Genomic DNA, 21,608 nt, shown 5'->3' with positions numbered 1-21,608 from the left:
GTAGCAGCCGCCCGTGCGGCTACAATTCGCGCTTTAGCAGCGAAGCACCGCAGTCATGACCGACGAACCGAAGGAAAAGAAAACCACCGCCGAGTTGCTCCGCGAAGCGCTCGCCGCCAAGAAGGCCGAGAACCAGCCGGGCAAGCAGAAGCTGCGCCCGCAAATGGGCGGCGGCAAGGTGGCGAAGGACGCGGAACGGCGGGCCGGGAAGTCGCGGAAGGTGCATTGATTGGAAGCAGCGGCTCGCCTCGCTGACGGCCAAAGCCTAGAAACCCCTCTCTCCCCGCTAGGCGGGACTCTCCCCCTCGCGGGAGAGAGGACAACAACAGCAGTGCAGCAAAAGCGCAGCGCCCCTTGCAGTTCCCCTCTCCCGCTTGCGGTGAGGCCGTTGGCTCAGGGCGAGGACTGACTCGATGTCAGTCCGAGTTAAGCCAACGACGGTCCGAAGGACCGGGAGAGGGGAGGCCAGGGAAAGTGCGCGCCCTCTACCGGCCGAACCCTCTCTCCCCTCGCTGACGCGAGGGACTCTCTCCCGCCAGCGGGAGAGAGGACCATCACAAGCTACTTCGCGACCGCCTTCAGCCCCCGCCCCAGCTGCAACACCACCCAGAACAAGGCCGCATGCACCGGCAGCAGCAGTGCGATCCAGGCCGCGTTGTTCTGCATCGGCGCGGTCGGCAGCAGCTTGATCAGCGAGGCCGTCGCCGCGAGCAGGGCGATGATGCGCACCACGCGCTGGGCCTTGGGCCCGGGCCGCCAGTCCGCGCGGAAAGCCTGCGCCCAGACCGGGATCGCGAGCAGCGCCAGCGGGTTGAGCAGCAGCAGGTTCTGGTTGCTCCACATGCCCCAGTGATCGGTCAGCAGCCAGCCGGCCAGCATCACCAGGCCGAACACGCTCGCGGTCGCGTAGAACATCAGCCCGGCCAGGGCCAGCGTGATCCGGGCGACCGGCTTCGCACGCGCTCGCGCGAGCAGCAGCACCGCCAAGGCCGAGATCACCCCGAGCGCCAGGAACGGCCACAGCAGGTTCGGCGCCTGTTCGGGTTCCTTGATGCGGTCGGATTCGTAGAGCCAGCCTTCCTGCTCGACGAGCGGCTTCGATAGCCCGGTTTCGGGATCGGCCACCTTGGCCTCGCGCAGCGACTGCATCAGCGACATCGGCACGAAGGCGTGGCTCCAGCGATCGAGCGGCTCGTCGACCTTCGGTCCCAGGCCCAGGTCCATGCCGATGGCCAGCGGCAGGTCGGGTGACATCAGCCGCGTGACTTCGGAGCGGAACGTGGCCGGGCTCAGCTGGCCGCCGTGCAGCTGCGCCTTGAGGCTGCCGCCGAGCACGCGATCGATCGCGTCGCGCACGCGCGTCGAGCAATTGGAAAGGAAGTAGTCGTAGCGGTACTGCGCGTTCTCGGGCTGCGCGTTCCATTGCAGGAACTCGGCGATCTCGCGCCGCTGCGCTTCGTCGAGCGCCAGCCGCTGCTCGTAGATCCAGCGATCCTCGGCCCGGTAGAGCTGCAGCGTGCGGCGCAGCGGCTCGGCGTCGAGCTGATACAGCATCTGCCCGCGTGCGAAGTTGAGGAAGAAGTTCTTCTGCTGGAAGTCGAAGATGCCGTAGTTGTAGACGGTGGCGCGGCCGCTGGCCTCGTCGCGCAGCAGCAGGGCGTTGTGACCGAAGCGCTGCCAGTAGATTTCGCCGGGGGCGAAGGTGAGGACGCTGACGGTGGGGGGCTGCGCGACAGGCTGCTGGGCTTGGACGGGCAGACAAAGAACCGTCAGTAAAAGCCCCGACAGACTCGCCTTGACCAGACGATGCGCCCTCACTCCCCCGCTACGCGGGGACTCTCTCCCGCACGCGGGAGAGAGGGACAACATCAGCAGCGACAGCAGCCCCTTGCTTTGCCCTCTCTCGCGCGTGGGAGAGAAGAACAACAACAGCGAAAGCAGGCTCTTGCTTTGCCCTCTCCCGCGTGCGGGAGAGGGTGGCGCGTCAGCGCCGGGTGAGGGAGCGCTGCTCCCAGAAAACATGGCCCGATCGCAACAGTGTTCCCTCACCCGCCCCTTCGGGGCACCCTCCGCACGCGGGAGAGGAGAAAAGGCAAGCCGCTGCACGATCACCGCCAAGATCGAGCGCACTACAGCTACTCCCCCGCCACCGTAACCTGCAGCTGCAGCACCCGCCGGTTGTCCGCGCGCTGCACGTTGAAGCCGAAGCCCTCGATCCGCACGCTCTCGCCGCGCTTGGGCATGTGGCCGAAGCGGTGGACCACCAGGCCGCCGATGGTGTCGTAGTCCTCGGTCGGGAAGTGGCTGCCGAAGTACTTGTTGAACTCTTCGATCGACGTGAGCCCGTGAACCACGAAGCGGCGGTCGTCCTGCTTGAGGATGCGGGCTGCGTCGTCGTCGTCGTATTCGTCGTCGATCTCGCCGACGATCTGCTCGAGCACGTCTTCGATCGTCACCAGCCCGGCGACGCCGCCGTACTCGTCGACGACGATCGCCATATGGCTGCGACCGCGCTTGAAATCCTTCAGCAGCACGTTGACGCGCTTGGATTCGGGAACGAACGAAGCCGGACGCAGCACGCGGTCGAGATCAAACCGGGCGTTTTCGCCGCTGCCAGGAAGGCTCGACGAAAAACGCAGCAGATCCTTGGCCAGCAGAATGCCCAGAATCTCGTCGCGGCTGTCGCCGATCACCGGAAACCGCGAGTGGCCGGATTCGACCACCACCGGCAGCAATTGCTCGAGCGACCAGTCGCGCTCCACCACCACCATCTGCGAGCGCGGCACCATGATGTCGCGCACCTGCAGCTCGTCGGTTTCGAGCACGCCCAGGAACATCGCCAGCGCGTCCGCATCCATCAGCTGCGAATCGCGCGCCTCCTGGAGCACGTCCAGAAGCTCCTTGCGGGTCCTGGGTCCACCCCCCAGCCGATGCGCCACTTTGCGCCACCACCGGCTGATGCTTGTCTCGTTACTACTTTCGCCTTCTTCGCTCATGTCGTCCGGTCTTTAGACGACAGGCCGCCTATGGCCCATCGTGTTCGACCTCATAGGGATCTGGGAACCCGAGTCGCGCCAGGATGATTTTCTCCCGGTGCTCCATCTCCTCGGCCTCGGTATTGCTCTCGTGATCGTACCCTAATAAATGCAAACACCCGTGAACGACCATGTGCGCCCAATGCGCGCGCTCGGTCTTGCCCTGCTCACTGGCTTCACGCCGAACCACCGCGGCGCAAATGACGAGGTCGCCGAGAATGGCCTGCCCGGGCAGGCCCGGCATGTCGTCGCCATCCATGTCGTAGCCGAAGGACAGCACGTTGGTGGGCTTGTCCTTGCCGCGGTAGCTGCGGTTGAGAGCCTGGCTTTCGGCCTCGTCGACGAGGCGGATGGTGAGCTCGCCGTGGTCTTCGGGCAGGGTGGCGATGGCCCAGGCGCGCAGGGATTGCGCCGAGGGCAGGCCTTGGGGGGGGAGTTGGCGTTGGATGTGGATCAAGTGAGTCATCGGAGCGAGTTCACTATTTGCTCCTGCTGTTGACGTTCCTCTCTCCCGCTTGCGGGAGAGAGGCCCGCGCAGCGGGGAGAGAGGGTAAGCCCGGCAAGGTCAGCACTCTTTACGAGCCTCCCCTCTCCCGGTCCTTCGGACCACCCTCTCCCACAAGTGGGAGAGGGGACAAGCAGGCCTGGCGGATGTGGAGCGGGAGACGGGAATCGAACCCGCGTCATTAGCTTGGAAGGCTAGGGTTCTACCATTGAACTACTCCCGCCCTCTCCCACAAGTGGGAGAGGGGACAAGCAGGCCTGGCGGATGGCTTCGAGTACAGCGTCGATATCACGTAGCACCGAATCGTTCCAGAAGCGCAAAACGCGGTAGCCCTGCTCGAATAGCGCTCGATCACGCTTGGCGTCGTAGTCGCGCTGCATGTCGGCGTGCTGGCTACCATCGAGCTCGATGACGAGCCGAGACTCGTAACAAATGAAATCGACGATGTAGCCAGCGAGAGGCTTCTGTCGTTTGAACTTGAGCCCGAAAAAACGGCGGTCTCTCAACCGATACCAGAGTTTGGACTCGGCATCGGTAGGCTCCGAGCGCATGCCACGAGCCCGCTCACGCAGCGTGTCTCCATCGACGGCAGCGTTAGATCGCAACGAGTGCTCGCCGTGCCCTCTCCCGCGTGCGGGAGAGGGTGGCGCGTCAGCGCCGGGTGAGGGAACACCGTCCGCTACCCGCGCGCCTTCTTCGGAACTGAGCTCCCTCACCCGCCCCTGCGGGGCACCCTCTCCCGCACGCGGGAGAGGGGATAAAAGCAGCCGGCGCTTCACTAACGGAGCCCTTGCCGATTCAAGAGCCGGCCCTCCACTCAGCCACCCTGCCCCTCCGCAGGCGCCTCCCGCTTCTCATGCTCCTCGTACGCCTGCACGATCGCCTGCACCAGCGGATGCCGCACCACGTCCTCCTTCCTGAAGTACGTGAAGCTGATCTTGGGCACACCATCGAGCACCCGCATCGCGTGCTTGAGGCCGCTCTTGTCCGCGCGCGGCAGGTCGATCTGCGTCACATCGCCCGTCACCACCGCGCAGGAGCCGAAGCCGATGCGCGTCAGGAACATCTTCATCTGTTCGGTCGTGGTGTTCTGCGCTTCGTCGAGGATGATGAAGCTCTCGTTGAGCGTGCGGCCGCGCATGAAGGCCAGCGGAGCCACTTCGATCACGCTGCGCTCGACCAGCTTGGCCACGCGCTCGAAGCCGAGCATTTCGTACAGCGCGTCGTACAGCGGACGCAGGTACGGGTCGACCTTCTGCGTCATGTCACCCGGCAGAAAGCCCAACTTCTCGCCGGCCTCCACAGCCGGACGCGTGAGAATGATGCGCCGCACGCGATCCTTCTCGAGCGCGTTCACGGCGCTGGCCACGGCCAAGTAAGTCTTGCCGGTGCCGGCCGGGCCGATGCCGAACGAGAGGTCGTGGTTGGCGATGGCCTGCAGATACTGCTTCTGATGCGGCCCACGCCCGCGTACCACGCCGCGCTTGGTCCGCACCACGATCTCGTCGCGATCCAGGGGCGAGTCGTCGCGATTGCGATCGGCGCCGATCGCGCCTTCTTCGAGCATCGCCAGATGCACGGTTTCGGTGGTGATGAGGCTGTTGTCGGTCTGCTTGAACAGGTTCAGCAGCACCGCTTCGGCGCGCTCGGTGTCGGCGCGTTTGCCCACCAGGCGAAAGCGGTTGCCACGATTGCGGATCTCGATGCCGAGGCGCACTTCGATCTGGCGCAGGTGCGCGTCGAACGGGCCGGTGAGGTTGGCGATTCGCCCGCCGTCGTCGGGCTCGAGGGTGAGGTCGAGGTGGTCTTGGTCGGACATTCAGTGGGCCTCGCCTTGCGGTTCGTTTTGCTGGCCGGGCTCCCTCACCCGCCCCTGCGGGGCACCCTCTCCCGCAAGCGGGAGAGGGGAATAAAGGCGCACGCCGTCCGCACCCGGCTGCCCGCCTCCGCTTCCGCTTCCGACTCCGACTCCGACTCCGACTCCGACTCCGACGATAGACGAAGAAAGGCCGCTTGCATCCCCTCTCCCGCGTGCGGGAGAGGGTGGCGCGTCAGCGCCGGGTGAGGGAACACCACCCGAAACAAATACCCCATCCCCCGAAACCACCCGCCCCCGCAACGAATTCGTCGTCATCTCCGTCACCAGCACCTCCACGAACTGCCCGACCGCGCTCAGCGGCGCATCGAAGTTCACGCTGCGGTTCGAAGACGTCTTGCCCGTCATCTGCCCACCGCCGCGACGCGAAGGCCGCTCGACCAGCACCGTCTGCACGGTGCCGACGAGGCTTTGCTTGTACGCATCGTCGAACTCGCGAATGCGCGCCTGCAGCAGCTGCAGCCGGTCGCTCTTCACCTGCGCGCCGACGGTGTCGCGCAGATTCGCCGCCGGCGTGCCGGGACGCGGGCTGTAGACGAACGAGAAGGCCGCATCGAATTCGCAGCGATCGATCAGATCCATCGTCTGCGCAAAGTCCTCTTCGCTCTCGGACGGAAAGCCGACGATGAAATCGGTCGACAGCGAAAGCCCCGGCCGCGCGCGCTTGACGCGATCGATCTTGGCCAGGAACTGCTCGCGCGTATAACCGCGCTTCATCATGGCGAGGATGCGGTTGCTGCCGGATTGAACCGGCAAATGCAGATAGCTCGCGAGCTTGGGCTCTTCGGCGAAGGCATCAATCAGCGCGTCGGTGAATTCGGCCGGATGCGAAGTGGTGAAGCGAATGCGCTCGATGCCCGGAATGCGCGCCACGTACGAGATCAGCAGCGCCAGGTCGCAGATATCCGCCGTATCGCCCATGCGGCCGCGATAGGCATTGACGTTCTGACCCAGCAATGTGATCTCGCGCACACCCTGCTCGGCGAGCTGCGCGATTTCCACCAGCACGTCGTCGAGCGGCCGGCTCACCTCGGCCCCGCGCGTGTACGGCACGATGCAGAAGGTGCAGTACTTGGAGCAGCCTTCCATGATCGAGACGAATGCCGTGGGCCCTTCGGCGCGCGGCTCCGGCAGGCGATCGAACTTCTCGATCTCCGGGAAGCTGATGTCCACCGCCGGCCGCGCCGTGCGCTTGTTCTGCTCGAGCAGCTCCGGCAGGCGATGCAGCGTCTGCGGGCCGAACACCAAGTCCACGTGCGGAGCGCGAGAGGCGATCTGCTCGCCCTCCTGGCTCGCCACGCAACCACCGACCCCGATCACCCGCCCCGGCCTGGCCTGCTTCCACTCACGCCAGCGGCCGAGCTCGGAGAACACCTTCTCCTGCGCCTTCTCGCGAACCGAACAGGTATTGAGCAGCAGCACATCGGCCTCTTCAGGCACGGACGTGCGTTCGTAGCCATGAGACTTGGCGAGCACGTCGGCCATCTTGGTCGAGTCGTACTCGTTCATCTGACACCCGTAGGTGACGAGGTAAAGCTTGGGGTTCATCGGAGGGGACAGCGCAAAGGGAAGGCAGTATAAGGCTTGGACTGTCCCCCCAAGGCCGCGCTTGGCTTATCCCCTCTCCCGCGGGCGGGAGAGGGTGGCGCGAGAGCGGGGTCACTCCCTCCTCTCTCCCGCCTTCCTCTCTCCCGCCTGCGGGAGAGAGTCCCTCGCGCCAGCGAGGGGAGAGAGGGCCCGCCAGAAAAACTCGCCAGCCAACCACCCCTACCCCAACCGCTTCACCCAATCCTCAACCCCACCCTCGATCAACTCATAAGCCTCATCGAACGCCGCCCTCGGCAGCCGATGCGGATCCGGCACATCCGCGTTCTCGCGCCAGCGCAGGACCTTGTGGACCTTGCCGCGAAACTCCGGATAGCGGGAATTGATCCAGTCGCTATGGCCGCGATCCAGCGTCAGCACCAAGTCCACCCCCGCCAGCAACGGACGCGTGAGCTGCTGGGCGCGGTGGGCGTTGATGTCGATGCCCTTCTCCAGCATCACCTCCACCGACAGCGGGTCCGCCGGCCAGCCGATCATGGCGCCGGTGCCGGCGGACAGCACTTTGCTGTTGGGCAGGCGCGCCTTGAGCAGGTATTCACCAATGGGACTGCGACAGATGTTGCCGGTGCAAACGACCAGAATGTTGGAAATCACGAGTACGACCGAATGAGCGGTACAGCGGTGGAAAGACCCCGATTCTACCTAGGAAATCAACGCGCTTCCGTATTGGCCGTGCATTGGCCCATTCGGTGGCGAATTGCGCATTCAGGAAACGTTCACGCAATTTGGTCCGGACTGATGGCAACACAACAAACAACTCAGCGCTTTTTCCAAGGGACTGCCGCACTTTGGTTCACCCGTGGCGACGCCAAACTTCTAGACAAAACCCTGTACCCCCCAATCGGGGTATGGCGAGCTGGATATCCACGCCACAGACTCGCAAGCTACAATGGCGGCAGAACAAAAGCCTTTGCATAGAAGAACATCAGTTACCAGCGTGTAACAAAGTGCGTGCAATACTGCGAACTACGTTCATGCGGGCACTGATCAGTGAAAGTACATTGCGGTCGTCATGGATGACGTTAGGGAAAGTTGATGTTCAGGTCATGTGGCACGGTTATTGATCTTACGTATCGGTGCCGGGCCTTCCCGAACTGCTGTTTTCGACCCGATGGAATTTTGAGTAAAGCATATGGCTGGCGGCGACGAATCGATTTACACGCTTGAAACGGCAAAGACCTCGGCAGCTTCGCGCGGCCCGGTCGTGGGAGCCATTTCATTGACCGACACGGCTCAAGAGGTCGCCAATCGAGACTTTGCCGAGCTTCGCGGCAAGTACTGGAGCCTCAAGCGCCCCATTGGCCTGGCCATCGGCCTGCTGGCCGCACTGGTTTCCCTGCCGGCCTTCCTCGTGATCGCGGTGGTGCTCGCCCGCCAGGGCCGCCCGGTTTTCATCCGCCGCAAGCGCCTGGGCCTGCATGGCCACCTGTTCGTCAGCTATTACTTTCGGACGATGCTGCCGGATTCGCTGCGCCATTACGACGCCTCCACCGGCCGCCTGCAGCCGGCCATGGACAAGTTCGGCCGCTTTCTGCTGCGCACCAAGCTCGATCACCTTCCGCTGCTCATCAACGTGCTGCGCGGCGACATGAACCTGGTCGGCCCGCGCCCGCTTTCGCAGGAAGAGCTCATCGGTGCCGGCCGCGCCGCCCGCTTCAGCCTGTCGGTTCGCCCCGGCCTGACCGGCCTCTGGTGGCTGCACGAAGAGACCGATCTGCGCCGCCGCCTGGCCCTCGATCGCAGCTATATCGAAAGGGCTAGCCTGTCGCTGGATGCTCGCATCGTTGCCCGCACCTTGCTTATGATTCACGGCGGTTAAGACAGCCAACCATCACCAGCGGGGGACAGGGGAGTCTGGATCCGGTGTCGGGGGACACGGCTCCAGGACTGATCCTGTAAACAATTCCATGTCACCAAACCTCCCTAGAACTCAGGTTCTCGCCGTCCACTCTGCGTCGGACAAACTGCTGCACTACGTGCGGCTGCGTATCCACGAAGCCAACGTCAAACAAACCTATCGGGCCGGCTTGTTCGTGCCCGCGTCGCAAAACGATTCCCTACTCTTTGACCTGGCGCTCATCTACGACGCCTTGCTTCATGCCCCGAGCGTGGATGCCAGCGAAGTACAAGGGCGCTTTGCCGCCGTGTGCTCCGTAGCCTCGGCCGAACTCGCCGGCCAGCGCGGCGAGATGAACCCCAAGGAGCTCATGGAACGCAGCATCACCATGCACGACGCACGCATGGAGAACACGCGCACCTTCGCAGGGCTGCGCTCCGCCATCGAAAGCGCATTGCTCAGGCCCACCAACACCCGGGCCAAGCTCACCGCGCATCAAAAGCACCTGCGCCACGACCTGGCCCTGGTATTGGCGATGGAAGCCCAAGTGGTCCGCACCTCCGCCCTCAACGCACTGGGCGTGCCGGTGGACCTTGCAACGCTGGTCGACGATCGCGACCAGCACCTGTACCTGTTCTGCGACCGCTACGGCTGCCTCAACAAATCCGAGATCGGCGAAGACCTGGACCTGATCGGCGACGAGGCCGACACCGCCAAGGTGCCGAACGAGTGGCTCAAGCGCAGCCTGGACTTCATGGGCGCCCTCTGCATCCTGCTGATGCTGAGCCCCGTATTCCTGTTCCTGTACTTCGCCATCAAGCAGGAGAAGGGACCAGTGTTCTATGCGCAGCGCCGCGTGGGGCAGCACGGCCGCATCTTCCCGTGCTGGAAGTTCCGCACCATGGTGGTCAATGCGGAGGAACTGCTGGAGGAAGTACTGCAGAAAGACCCGGTTGCCGCAGCCGAATACGCGCAGTTCTTCAAGCTTCGCAACGATCCACGCGTGACCAAAATCGGCAAAGTTCTGCGTAAAACCTCGCTGGACGAGCTGCCACAACTTTTCAACGTGCTTGTTGGCGAGATGAGCCTTGTAGGCCCCCGCCCGATTGCCGTCGACGAGCGCGACCGCTGGGGAAGTTACTTTCGTCTATATAAACGCCTGCGCCCAGGTCTTACTGGACCGTGGCAGCTTTATTTTCGTAGCGATCACCCGTATGACGAGCAGTTCGAGCACGCAGTTAAATATGCTACAGAATGGTCCTTTTGGAAGGACATCAAGTATCTTTTCGAAACTGTCGCTGTTCCCTTTCGGCAACGCGGTGCCTATTAGCCGCGCCTCCTAGAATACTCTGCGCCTTTAAAGGCAACCCGTTAAGCGGGTTGCCTTATTATCGTATATAAAAAACTACCCTAAGGGATTATGTAATGCGTGGATTCACGTCCAGTTGTCTACTAGCCACCTTACTTTGGGTCACGGGCTGTGTGCCTGGACTGCGTATCAATGTCAACGAAAGTGGCTTTTCGAACTCCCCGCCTTACGAAGTTCTTGAAATCACTCCAACTCTCATTGCAGAGCAACCCTCATCACATCCCTCAACCGAAGGATTAGTTCCTTTAGATCTTCATAATCTCAACGAGTATATTGTGGGCTCCGGAGACATCCTACAAATTGTAGTTTGGGATCATTTAGAGTTAACCAATCCCTTCGGCGCCACAACCCGAGATCCTATTTCTGCAGGTCAGCTGGTAGCGGCGGATGGAACTCTTCATTTCCCTTATGTTGGCGTCTTCAAGGCTGGCGGCATGACCGTTCGCCAAGTCCGTGAGTATATTTCCGACAGATTATCAGTTGTGGTGAATAAACCTCAGGTCGATGTTCGCGTGGCATCATTCCGCTCTGGTCGAATTCAAGTTACTGGGGAAGTTAAAAATCCTGGTGTTGTAACCTTAGACGATACACCTAAAGGAGTTATTGAAGCCCTCAATGAACGCGGGGGGCTGAATACAACTGCCAGCAGGCGCATAGCCATATTGATTCGCGGCGACACAAGCTACGAAATAGACCTCGCCAGCTTACTGTCTGGCAATAGCCCAGCCATTAACCCACAACTGAATGCTGGCGATATCGTGCATGTTCCAGATACGGGAAATGATCAGGTTTTTGTACTTGGCGAGTTAGCTAAGCAGGCCCCGGTTGTAATGGGCCAGCAACGCATGAGCCTGACGGAGGCCCTTACGAAATCAGGTGGGCTAGATCGATTGACCGCAAACGATTCCGGTGTGCTTATTTTTCGGCGTCAACCGAATCCTCAAAAGCCCGCGCTTATCTATGCATTGGATATGTCTACGCCTAGTGGAATGCTGCTAGCAGGAGAGTTTAATTTGCAGCCTCGTGACGTTGTATATGTAAAAGCCACGGCGTTTGCTCAATATAATAGTGTGATCAATCAGCTGCTGCCCACGATCTCCGCCGTTTTCCAGATCGACCGCCTGACTCAATAATAATTTTCAAGGATTCACATTATATGAAGCAAGAGACCTCGCAGGCGCCAGCCCATCTTATTGGCCGGCCAGATGAGGAGCACGAGCTCGACTTAGGTCAACTGCTTTCTATCCTTTGGGCAGGACGGTGGGTCATTTTCCTGTGCACCGTAGCAACTTGCTTTCTTGGCGTCGTCTATATGATTTCAGCCAGGCCAATCTATGAGGCCAACGGCTTGGTTCAAGTGGAGCAAGATGGCAAGAGTATGACTAGCGCGTTGGGTGACATGGCCACTCTGTTCGGCGCCCCTATGGAAACCGAAGCAGAAATCCAGATCCTCAAAAGCAGAATGGTCTTGAACAAAGTTATCGACAATCTCAATTTGTTAGTCGAAGTTCAACCCCATTATTTTCCGATTATTGGTGCGTTTATCTCGCGCAAACGCGGGGAAAATCAGACGCTTGCACAACCATTGCTTGGACAGAATGGATATGCTTGGAGTGGCGAAACCCTTGAGGTTGGCACTTTTGAAGTCCCCCCGGCATGGGTGGGAGAAACATTCACCGTGGTTGCCGCAGGTGACGACAGCTATAGTTTGAAAGCTCCCGACGGCAAAAACATTCTGAATGGGCGAGTCGGGGCCTCCGCAAAAGCTGAGACTCCAATAGGGCATGTGGAAATCTTTGTAAGAGACTTGAAGGGATTTCCTGGGACTCAATATTCGGTCGTCAGATGGGCTCGGGCAGATGTGCTTACCAGCCTTGGAGAAAGACTTACGGTTGTTGAGCAAGGGAAACAGTCAGGCATCATCAGCGTAAAAGTCGAAGGGGAATCTGCAACTATTGTCGCCGACATCATCCGGCAGATTCAGGACGCCTATGTTCGTCAAAACGTTGAGCGACGTTCGGCAGAAGCTGCACAATCTCTGGAATTTTTGCAGCAGCAATTACCTGAAATTAGAGGAAGAGTGGATGCCGCACAGGCAAAGTTGAATAGCTATCAACTTCGTCAAGGCTCGGTTGACGTCACGAAGGAAACGGAGCTCGTTCTGGAGCAGTCTGTAAACCTTGAAACCAAGCGTTTAGAGATCATGGGGCAGCGGCAGCAAGCTATTCAGCGATTCACGCCACAACATCCGGTGGTCCAGGCCCTGGACGCTCAGATTAAAGCACTCGACGCAGAGCAAGGCTCAATAAAAAAGCGTACCGAGACACTTCCTGAAACCCAGCAAGAAGTCCTTAGCCTAATGCGTGATTTGGAGGTGAATACGCAGATATACACGACTCTCCTTAACTCGGTGCAGGAACTACAGGTTGCTAAAGCAGGCACCGTTGGAAACGTACGGATCGTCGACTATCCCATGATTCCTAGCAAGAAATCCAAACCCCAAGGAGTTCTTGTAGGCGCCTTGTGCTTGGGTTTTGGAGGAGTTATTGGAATCGTATATATCTTTCTAAGAAAAGCTCTTCTGCGCGGCGTTGATAATCCCGATGAGGTCGAAAGGCTGCTTGGTTTGTCTACTTACGCCGCCATTCCTTACACAGCCAGCCAAAAGCGATTGGCTCAAGCACTTCTACGCAAGCAAACTCAACAGCAAATCTTGGCAGAAACTGAGCCCGATAACATTGCTATTGAGGCCCTGCGCAGCCTCCGAACTTCGCTTCAATTCGCGCTGTTGGAAGCCCCTAATAACATTATAATGTTTACTGGCCCAACAGCGGGCCTGGGAAAGTCATTCGTCTCGATGAATCTTGCCGCAATTTTGGCAAAGAGCGGCAAGAAGGTAATCGTAGTCGATAGCGACTTGCGCCGTGGAAGACTGCACAAATACTTCGCTGAGGGCGCTACACCGGGTATTAGTGACTATATCGCAGGCAATGCCGATTTAAAAAGCATTGTACGTAGCACTTCTATCGCAAATTTGCATTTGGTCACCAACGGGACATCACCTCCCAATCCATCTGAGCTGCTGTTACACGAACGCTTCATTCAAATGATGAACACATTATCTCAGGCAGCCGACTTTGTGATCATCGATACCCCGCCTGTTCTCCCTGTAACAGATGCGAGCGTAATAGGGCGATTGGCTGGGTGCGTGCTACTTGTACTAAAAGAAGGTGCCCACCCGATGCGGAGTGTTGAAGAAACTGTCCGCCGCTTGCGTCAGGCTGGCGTGCAGATAAAAGGAACAGTGTTCAATCAAGTTGGGCAAAGTGGTGGCGGGTATTATGGTTATTTCAGTGCCTATGGCGGGGCATACAACACCAAATACAGCACAGATATTCGCTAACTGCTCTGATTGACGCCTTCGATTTACCGCGACATTAACTAAGATCGCGGCCAAAGTGGCCAGGCATATGCCCATTAATAAAGCGCAAAATTGACTGCTGCAATTTACTTCCATGAACAAAAAGGCCGTCGCGGTATCGCTTGCATTGACTACGATGGCCTTTGCTGTCGGCAGGGCAGAGGCTGACACATCTATTGATCGGCAACCCGATCACAGTGAATTTTCTGAACGCGGTCTCAGAAATGTGAAGCTGGCGGAGGTAGACCACCGAAAAGTAGTAGCTGGCGAGAATGCAGCTTTTTTTCGGAACCAGAAGGACTCTGGTGCGGCCGCCTGCGGTATTGCTCATGCAGAAGCGGCAAAGATCACTTATATCCAAAGCCGCTATGGTATTCCTTTAGTACTCTCCGAATTGGACTGTAATACCCTGAGATACTCCTCGACGCGCTGGATTTCACAGCTCGATCCGGTTCCATTCTGGCAGACTGCTGAGTATCCTTTTGGAATAGAGTTGCGTCTAGGAGTTGAGGATCGCTTTACTACAGATACCACCTCAAAAGATTTTGAGCATTCAGCTGCTTTTCAGTATAGCGTCAGAGCTCAGGGCCCTTTTGGGCTAGGTGCGTATATAACGTCCAATATTTTAATAGATGAAAGTCGATCATTTCGCGATGGAAATGAATACGATTTCTATGGCGTGAAGGATGGGATACGTGAATATGCCCTTCAGCTGGCGAGCCACCCTTTCCGGGGAGCAATTGGCGTCGCTACAGGAGGCCGTACGTATGTCAATAAGATTCAGTATGACTTTGCCAACGTTGAAGCTGCTTACTTCTGGGGCCGCGGTTCCGGGCGGACCAAGGTAACGCTTGGGAAGTATGAACCATCACAAGACAACAGCTTGGATTATCCCAGTCGAGAAGTTGCTGTCGCCAGTCAGATGCAGTGGGTCAGATCTTGGAACACGGCCTTCGAAGTTGGAGGAGGGAAATTCTTCTATGGCGACTACGGAGTCTACGCAAGCGCCAACCGCTTTATTGGAGATTTTTCTGTAGGGGTTGTCTTCCAGGTCGACGATAAAGACCAACTAGCTGGTCTCAGTTTGAGCCTACCGCTCACGCCGCGACTAGGCCTGCATAGAGGTCCGTTAAGTATCGTAGGTGCTCCGCGCCTGAAGCAGGATTTTCTCACTGCAACCAGTCGCGCTTCGAGGCTGAATCCGATTCGTCCCCCGATGCAAACCCTACCCGAGCCGATTTACAACCTCTCTGTTGATTGGCTGGACTCCGATCGTCTTTATCCCGCATACATTGATGATTCAGAGCGGGAATAGAATGAGAAAAACTCCCGCCCGCACTACCGAGGCGTCCTTACATCAGTTGATTTCCTCACTTTCTGCTTGGTGCATTACTGGATTACTCGTATTTACCAGTTCGGCATGCTCCTCTCTTCCAGGCCTGCGCGTTAACGAGACTGCCAGTGCCCGCGAAAAGGTGGTGAATTACAAGGTTCTTAACATAACGCCGAACTTGCTCTCCTCTCTAAAGTTACAACAAGAAGCTTCCGACGTCCCCCCGCGTTCAGTAGCAGGCGGTTTTGGAATCCGAGGTTAATGTAACGGCCTTTGCGGCCAACTGCTTTGCATAGCTGGCGGGCGTCAGTCCGCCGAGCGCTTTCTTCGGTCGCTCCTCGTTGTACTCACGGACCCAGGCGTTGATCACCGCCTGCGCGTGCGCGAGGCTGACGAACCAGTGCTCGTTGAGGCATTCATCGCGCAGGCGTCCGTTGAAAGATTCGACGTAGGCGTTCTGATTGGGCTTGCCCGGTTCGATCTGTCGCAGCGTGACGCCGTTTCGATGTGCCCAGGTCAGCATGGCCTTGCCGATCAGTTCGCGGCCGTTGTCCGAGCGGATCACCGACGGCTTGCCGCGACGCGCGCAAACTTCGTCGAGCATCCGCGTGAGCTGGTGGCCGCCGATGCTGTGCTGAGCCATCACGGCAACCGCTTCGTGCGTCGCGTCGTCGACGATGACCAGACACTTGAGCGCGCGACCCGATGCGATCCGGTCGAAGATGAAATCGATCGACCAGATCTCGTTCGCCGCGCTGGGACGGATCAGCGGCTGACGGTTCGCTGGCGGTACCTTCTTTCGGCGACGCCGGCGCACATGCAGTTTCTCCAGTGCGTACAGCCGATCCACGCGCTTGTGGTTCACCTGCAGGCCATCCTGCCGCAGCTTCAGGTAGATCATCTCCGCGCCGTAACGCCGATATTTCTGCGCCAGCGCCACGATCTTCCGCCGAAGATCGACGTTGCGGTCCGGCGCTGGCACGTAGCGCAGCGAACTGGCACTCATGCCGATCGCCGTCAGCGCACGTCGCTCTGTCAGTCCCAGCGATTTCATCTCCCACACCGCCTCGCGTCGAGCCGGTGCGGTCATCACTTTTTTCGCAGAACCTCACGGATCACCTCCGTTTCCAGAAGGCTCTCCGCCAGCATCTTCTTCAGTCGCGCGTTCTCGACTTCCAGCGCCTTCAGCCGTTTGGCATCCGACACGTCCATGCCGCCGAACTTGCTCCGCCACAGGTAGTAGCTGGCGTCCGAGAACCCGTGCCGCCGGCACAGCTCCTTGATCGGCACGCCGGCATCCGCTTCCTTCAGAAATCCGATGATCTGCTCTTCGCTGAACCGCTTCTTCACGTCCAATCTCCTTGATGTCAGGGATTGGATTCCAAACCGGGCCGCTACTCAACTACGGGGGGACGTCGCTTCCAAACTGAGCGCCTTGCCGAGTGTGAATTCTTCCGGACCAGTAGCAGAGTATAAAGTCGGACCCGGTGACGTTCTTCAAATCATCGTTTGGGATAATATTAATCTAACGAATCCGTTCGGCACGGCCATTCAAGACGCAGCCTCTACAGGCCAACTCATTGACTCAAGTGGGCATCTTAATTTCCCTTATGTAGGGTCATTTGCTGCGGCTGGGATGACCATCCAGGAAATTCGCAGATACGTCAGCTCAAAGTTAATAACAATAAAAGAGCCGCAGGTAGACGTTCGAGTGGTCGCTTTTCGATCGCATCGAGTCCAAGTAACTGGGGAAGTTAATAGTCCGGGTGTCGTCACACTAGATGACACAGTTAAGGGTGTACTGGAGGCACTGAACGAACGGGGAGGCTTGAATGCCAATGCAAGCCGCAGAGTTGTTCTTCTTATTCGAGACGGTCTTACCTATCAAATTAACCTTGCCAGTCTGCTATCTGGTCAAACAGCAGGAGCAAATCCCCTGCTCGTAGCGGGAGATATAATTCAAATTCCAGACAATCGAGGTGACCAGATTTTTGTCATGGGTGAGATAAATTCTGCCGGCCCGATTGTAATAGGTCAGCAGAATTTGTCGCTGTCAGAAGCTCTGGCAAAGTCAGGGGGGCTCGACAAGCTCACCGCCGAAGATTCCGGAGTTCTGATTTTCCGCCGCGCTGACGATTCAAATAGCGTGGCCCGGATATTTGGACTGGACATGTCAAATCCAGGTGGAATGCTTCTTGCGGGTGAGTTTATCCTTAATCCATCGGACGTTGTTTACATAAAAGCCACCAACTTCTCACAGTATAATTCCTTCATCAGCCAGATATTGCCAACAGTTACCGCAGCATTTCAGATCGACAGTCTATTTCAGTAAATATGTAGGCCGCGATCTAAATGCAGAGAGCTTTGCCATGCAATCAGCTTCGTCGACATTTCGATTCATTTCGGGCCTGTTATTTTGTTTCGCAACTATACTGATCGTGTTGTCTAGCGGTTCCTCAGAGGCTGCGTCGCCCAGCGAGCGGCCGGTGTACGTCATCGTCCGGAACAACGAACTAAATCTGCTCCCCAAAGCGCTCAGCCTTTCATGTGTGGAAGGGGTGACAATTTACTGGAGCTGGCGGTCAATAGAGAAAGTAAAAGATCAGCCCGATTTCAATGGACTCATTGATGCTGTTAAGGAGGCGCAGGCAGCAGGCAAGAAGGTTAATATCGCCATATTGCCTGGTCTTTGGAGTCCTAACTGGCTTTCGGCACAAGGTGTGAAGTACATGAACTGGTCTCACACTGATAACTATGTGGACAATGTCAATGGCAAGCCTAGCTCGGCGCCAGTTCCGTGGGATGCAACTTACCTGGCCAACTTCACAGCTCTCATCCGCAAGTTTTTGCCTGCATTAGCGCCTTTCAAGAATATTAATTCGGTTGCCGTTACAGGCCCCAGCAACACCAATGGCCTAGAAGCGGCTGTCATTTCAGCGGATGAGCAACTTCGAGCTCATAATTATTCGGATAAAAGCTTTATCTCTGCATGGCTAGAGATGGCCAAAACATTCTCTCAAGATCTACCAGACACCACGTTGACAGTAGCTTTGCATGAACAGATTGGTTCGGCAAAGCGTCCGGCGGTGAGCAGAGAGTTGAGCAGAGAGCTTAGAGAGCTTCTTGGCGAGCGTTATGTGCCCATGCTGCTTGGCTTTGAAGGTAAAGGCTGGTTCAATGAAAGGAATGGGTACGCCGGTCTGATTATTAATCGTGGTCAGGCTCAAGGTGCTTTACAAGCAATCAAAATTTATTCCAAATCGAATGATGTGTCGGGATTTCGATCAATGGTTCAACGTTCCAATTCACTCCGGCCCCGATGGCTCGAAATTTGGGCAGCAGATGCCCTGGACAAGCAGTATTTTCAGTGCCAATAAATTAGAGACCGTACAAAATGCACACCAAAGGGCAGCATCCTCATTTTTTGGGCGGTATTCGCCGCCGAACTCTAGTTAAAGGTGGGATCGCTTTTCTCGCTTCTGGTATTGCCGGTTGTGAGGATGTTTCGCGTGGTGAAGGCTCAGATGGTCCGATCGAGGAAGGTGAGCTCAGAACGGCAACCGCCGTTGGTACATACACGGGCAATGGGACGACCGTCCGGACCACCGTAGGATTTCGTCCTGACTTTGTTCTAATTGTTCCCTTAAGCGACCGCCCTCCCTCATATGTCACCCATACAACATGGAATGGCCGAACCAGCTATTTTTGTGAGACGGAACTGGGGGGCGGCGTCACCCGGCCGCGAGGCATAGTCCTACTAGAGAACGGATTTGAAGTTGGAAGCCTGATCGACGTCAATGTCGATGGAGTCACATATCATTGGTTCGCCTATAAAGATAATCAGCGATTAGCACTCCTCAATGGCGACTACTATGGTAGTCATCCTTACGATGGCCCGAGAACAGTCGAGCTCTTCAAGGAACAGAAGCTGAAGGCAATCATCCTTAAAAGAGATAACGATCCTCCTGCTGCACATGCCTTCTATGAGTTGGGAGGCGCTGATTACAGAGGCAATGCCGCAAACGCAGAAATCAATGCGGATGGTACGTTTACGGTGGGGACAGAGAACATTGTCAATACAGGTGAATCCTGCAATGTCTTGGCCTTTCCTGCAGATTCAGAAGACACAATCGCGTTCGCATATGCTGGGGAATCGCAGCCTAGGTCCTTGTCCTTGCCTTGGAACCCAGACGCGGTATTAATTATGCCTTTAACTCCAGCGCCCTTTAGAGGTGGTGTATGGATTGAGGGAATGGGTTCAACTTACAAGCCAATGTCTGGAAGCTCTGTGCAGCCGATTGGCCTCAAGGAAGTTAAAAACCGGACAATACAACTCTCTGGCGATCCGAATCTCAATCAAAGCGGCGTCAGCTATGTTTGCTACGCTTTTCGGCGATCGAGAAACGCCATTTTTGTCCCCGAGCGTGAGAACTACAGGACGAAGAACACAATCGCCACGCAAAGCACCGGCTACATCGACTGCGGCAGTGACGACTCCTTGGTTATTTCGGGCCCGATAACGATTGAAATTCTGTGCGCGCATAATCAGACTGATACAACGGTATTCGTTGGCCCGGATTACAATAACGAGGTCGGCAAGCAATCGCCTCTTATATTTCGTTCCAATGGTCCTGATGCCGATATGGGCTCGGTTTCTTTCGGCTTATCCGTTATCGCTCAATGGCCAATCACTTGGGCAGCTGGCGTTCCAATGCCATTTGCTTCAATAGCATGGGCTCAGTCTCCAATCTGGCAAATATGGGATCATGATGTGATTCCTCAGCAGGTCTGCGCTTTGATGTCCGGAATCGGGGTTGCCCCTCATGATCTTCAGCACTTACTGCTAACCCATAATGGCCACGGAAAGTGGAAGCTCTATGTCAATGGATCACTGGTTAAGGACTGCAACCACGATTTGAGTACAGACCCAAGTTCGGGCGGAGCACCACCCTCAAACATCCAAGGGGTATCCGGTCACCGTCTTATTTTTGGTGGCAGAAAGCGTGAAAAGGATTTTATTGAGCAAACCAACGACCTGCTTTTCAAGGAAGCTCGTATTTATTCTCGAGAGCTATCGCCAGCGGAAGCTTTCAACAATTGGTTATCCATCTGGGAAAATGGCCCCTTACCCGTCTCTGATTTTGTTGAAGAATGGCTCGCTGACAATGCTGCAAATGGTGTACTAAAAGCCACGAACTCCCATCTCAACGATGGACAGATCATTGATGGCGAAGTTGTCTGATTCTTGGTCACTCTCTCAGGGCATTTCTCAACCAACGCTACTGGCCAAAGCTCTTCGGAGCTATTTCAATAAAATGAAGTGAGGCTTGAGCGGTAAGCGAAAATATAGATGAATTGGAAATCAAGCCTAAAGCATAAGTTACAAAGCTCTTTGCTCGCTGCCGATAATTGGACACATAAAACCTTTGAGCCGAAGCTGAGTCCGAGATCAGATTCTTTAGTGGCGTATGTACTACCAGCCGACGCTCCGGGGGGCATCGGAGACGACGCCATGACAGCAGGGTCCATCAATTCCCTTGCTTCCTGCCGGCCTGAACTAAACCCTGTTGTACTCGCGCCCAGAAATTATCCTGATACTGCACCCTTCGCTGATGGCGCCCCTGTTAAGCGCGTCATCAGCAACTGGAAACTTCCGAGTGGTATCTTCAGCGCATTGCCAGGCAACGGCGGCTTTTTTATTCTTGGAGCAGACATTTTGGACGGGCACTACTCCTGCCCTGATGCTGTGATGCGGATTCGACTGGCTAAGTATGCGAAGGAGTTGGGCTTTGATTCCAGGATAGTGGGTTTTAGCCTGAATTCCAGCCCTCACCAGGCGGTTATACGTGAGTTCAACTCCCTCAAGGGAAAGGCACCCTTATATTTGCGTGACGCGATTTCGCATGAGCGTGCCCGCGCTTTTATCGATGGGGACCTTCGTTTATCAGCCGATGTTGCATTTGGACTAGAGCCTGAAAGCTCGCCAGAGACCCGTGCCGTGGTCGAGTTCATTGCTCAGGCAAAAACATACTGCCGCCCAACTTTTGCCATCAATATTCATGAGCTTTTTGCCAAAGAGCATGGGCCTGGCATTACCATTTCTTTAGTTGAGCAATTCTCCAAGCTCATATCAAAAAACAAGGACTGCAGCTTCGTCTTAATCCCCCATGATTTTCGTCACTATATAGACGATCGTAGGCCATTAGCTCAAATTTTTTTAGGCTTACCCCAGGAAGCTCAGGAGCGAACTTACATCGTTCGAAAAGTCATAAGGGCGTCGGAAATAAAAGAGATCTGCTCGCATGTCGACGGGGCATTCACAGGCCGAATGCATCTAGCCATCGCCGCTCTTGGTACCGGTGTCCCTGTTTTTGGAATTGCGTATCAAGGGAAGTTTGAAGGCCTGCTAGACCACTTTGATTTGCCCAAGGATTGCGCCATGGGCCCGGCTGAAATAGTGAAAGAAGGAGTTCTGGATAGAGCTTTCTCAACCTGGCGCTCCCAGTTGGATTTCTATCGCAAGAGAGTGGAATCCAACTTGCCTTCAGTCATGGACCTTTCCCGATCGAATTATTACGCCCCCCCTCGAAAGCCATGACGAGCTCCCTTGGAGTAGCCATTATTGAG

Annotated in this window: 17 protein-coding genes, 1 tRNA gene and 1 pseudogene; 10 read left to right on the top strand and 9 right to left on the bottom strand. The window is 56.8% G+C overall.

Features of this window, described 5'->3' with window-relative positions; genetic code table 11:
- Window positions 1-55: 55 nt before the first annotated feature.
- Complete coding sequence (locus WQQ_RS24365; RefSeq protein WP_007185600.1) at window positions 56-229, top strand: hypothetical protein; 174 nt, start codon at window positions 56-58, stop codon at window positions 227-229.
- 332 nt (window positions 230-561) lie between these two features.
- On the opposite strand, the gene WQQ_RS12705 is transcribed toward WQQ_RS24365, so the two are convergent.
- The 8 genes and pseudogenes from WQQ_RS12705 to WQQ_RS12675 form a co-directional block, all read right to left on the bottom strand.
- Window positions 562-1,818 carry an Lnb N-terminal periplasmic domain-containing protein gene (locus tag WQQ_RS12705; protein ID WP_007185599.1) on the bottom strand — a complete coding sequence of 419 codons (1,257 nt, stop codon included), beginning with the start codon at window positions 1,816-1,818 and terminating at the stop codon, window positions 562-564.
- Window positions 1,819-2,135: 317 nt separating this feature from the next.
- Complete coding sequence (locus tag WQQ_RS12700) at window positions 2,136-2,996, bottom strand: CorC family transporter (protein WP_050997680.1); 861 nt, start codon at window positions 2,994-2,996, stop codon at window positions 2,136-2,138.
- Window positions 2,997-3,024: 28 nt separating this feature from the next.
- Window positions 3,025-3,501: an rRNA maturation RNase YbeY gene (ybeY, locus tag WQQ_RS12695; protein ID WP_040454101.1), complete on the bottom strand. Its 477-nt coding sequence runs from the start codon at window positions 3,499-3,501 to the stop codon at window positions 3,025-3,027.
- Between the two features lie 188 nt (window positions 3,502-3,689).
- Window positions 3,690-3,763 (bottom strand) — tRNA-Gly (locus WQQ_RS12690).
- Complete coding sequence (locus WQQ_RS23065; protein WP_272942417.1) at window positions 3,735-4,145, bottom strand: endonuclease domain-containing protein; 411 nt, start codon at window positions 4,143-4,145, stop codon at window positions 3,735-3,737. Before WQQ_RS23065 ends, WQQ_RS12690 begins: the two co-directional genes overlap by 29 nt.
- Window positions 4,146-4,357: 212 nt before the next feature.
- A complete protein-coding gene (locus WQQ_RS12685; RefSeq protein ID WP_007185596.1) occupies window positions 4,358-5,359 on the bottom strand; it encodes a PhoH family protein in 1,002 nt (333 codons plus the stop codon).
- Between the two features lie 282 nt (window positions 5,360-5,641).
- Window positions 5,642-6,964: pseudogene (gene miaB, locus WQQ_RS12680) on the bottom strand (tRNA (N6-isopentenyl adenosine(37)-C2)-methylthiotransferase MiaB); the annotation flags it as partial.
- Window positions 6,965-7,183: 219 nt separating this feature from the next.
- Window positions 7,184-7,615 carry a low molecular weight protein-tyrosine-phosphatase gene (locus WQQ_RS12675; protein ID WP_007185594.1) on the bottom strand — a complete coding sequence of 144 codons (432 nt, stop codon included), beginning with the start codon at window positions 7,613-7,615 and terminating at the stop codon, window positions 7,184-7,186.
- 538 nt (window positions 7,616-8,153) lie between these two features.
- Between WQQ_RS12675 and WQQ_RS12670 the strand changes: the two genes are divergently transcribed.
- The 5 genes from WQQ_RS12670 to WQQ_RS24360 all read left to right on the top strand — a co-directional run bounded on the left by WQQ_RS12670 (window position 8,154) and on the right by WQQ_RS24360 (window position 14,963).
- Window positions 8,154-8,840: a sugar transferase gene (locus tag WQQ_RS12670; RefSeq protein ID WP_007185593.1), complete on the top strand. Its 687-nt coding sequence runs from the start codon at window positions 8,154-8,156 to the stop codon at window positions 8,838-8,840.
- A gap of 88 nt (window positions 8,841-8,928) precedes the next feature.
- The gene (locus WQQ_RS23060) at window positions 8,929-10,188 is read left to right on the top strand and encodes a sugar transferase (RefSeq protein WP_050997679.1); all 1,260 of its coding nucleotides are present in this window, start codon (window positions 8,929-8,931) and stop codon (window positions 10,186-10,188) included.
- 95 nt (window positions 10,189-10,283) lie between these two features.
- Complete coding sequence (locus tag WQQ_RS23770; RefSeq protein WP_083844541.1) at window positions 10,284-11,360, top strand: polysaccharide biosynthesis/export family protein; 1,077 nt, start codon at window positions 10,284-10,286, stop codon at window positions 11,358-11,360.
- Between the two features lie 23 nt (window positions 11,361-11,383).
- A complete protein-coding gene (locus tag WQQ_RS12660) occupies window positions 11,384-13,630 on the top strand; it encodes a polysaccharide biosynthesis tyrosine autokinase (RefSeq protein WP_007185590.1) in 2,247 nt (748 codons plus the stop codon).
- A 112-nt stretch (window positions 13,631-13,742) separates the two neighbouring features.
- Window positions 13,743-14,963, top strand: coding sequence for a hypothetical protein (locus tag WQQ_RS24360; RefSeq protein WP_157534679.1), 1,221 nt, complete (start codon window positions 13,743-13,745; stop codon window positions 14,961-14,963).
- 247 nt (window positions 14,964-15,210) lie between these two features.
- Here WQQ_RS24360 and WQQ_RS12655 read toward each other — a convergent pair.
- Window positions 15,211-16,331 (bottom strand): IS3 family transposase gene (locus WQQ_RS12655; RefSeq protein WP_157534484.1). Its coding sequence is split into 2 segments (ribosomal slippage): window positions 15,211-16,073 and window positions 16,073-16,331, totalling 1,122 coding nucleotides; the frame shifts between segments, so codons are not numbered across the junction.
- 94 nt (window positions 16,332-16,425) lie between these two features.
- Between WQQ_RS12655 and WQQ_RS23765 the strand changes: the two genes are divergently transcribed.
- The 4 genes from WQQ_RS23765 (at window position 16,426) to WQQ_RS23760 (ending at window position 21,579) form a co-directional block, all read left to right on the top strand.
- A complete protein-coding gene (locus tag WQQ_RS23765) occupies window positions 16,426-17,313 on the top strand; it encodes a polysaccharide biosynthesis/export family protein (RefSeq protein WP_237715073.1) in 888 nt (295 codons plus the stop codon).
- A 154-nt stretch (window positions 17,314-17,467) separates the two neighbouring features.
- Window positions 17,468-18,358, top strand: a complete 891-nt coding sequence (locus WQQ_RS24355; RefSeq protein ID WP_157534678.1) for a hypothetical protein — start codon at window positions 17,468-17,470, stop codon at window positions 18,356-18,358.
- Window positions 18,359-18,375: 17 nt separating this feature from the next.
- Window positions 18,376-20,223, top strand: a complete 1,848-nt coding sequence (locus WQQ_RS24350) for a LamG-like jellyroll fold domain-containing protein (protein ID WP_007185588.1) — start codon at window positions 18,376-18,378, stop codon at window positions 20,221-20,223.
- 108 nt (window positions 20,224-20,331) lie between these two features.
- Complete coding sequence (locus WQQ_RS23760) at window positions 20,332-21,579, top strand: polysaccharide pyruvyl transferase family protein (protein ID WP_083844539.1); 1,248 nt, start codon at window positions 20,332-20,334, stop codon at window positions 21,577-21,579.
- Window positions 21,580-21,608: the final 29 nt, after the last annotated feature.

This window comes from Hydrocarboniphaga effusa AP103, from assembly GCF_000271305.1.
Lineage (GTDB): Bacteria > Pseudomonadota > Gammaproteobacteria > Nevskiales > Nevskiaceae > Hydrocarboniphaga > Hydrocarboniphaga effusa.
This window is presented reverse-complemented; position numbering and strand designations above follow the sequence as displayed.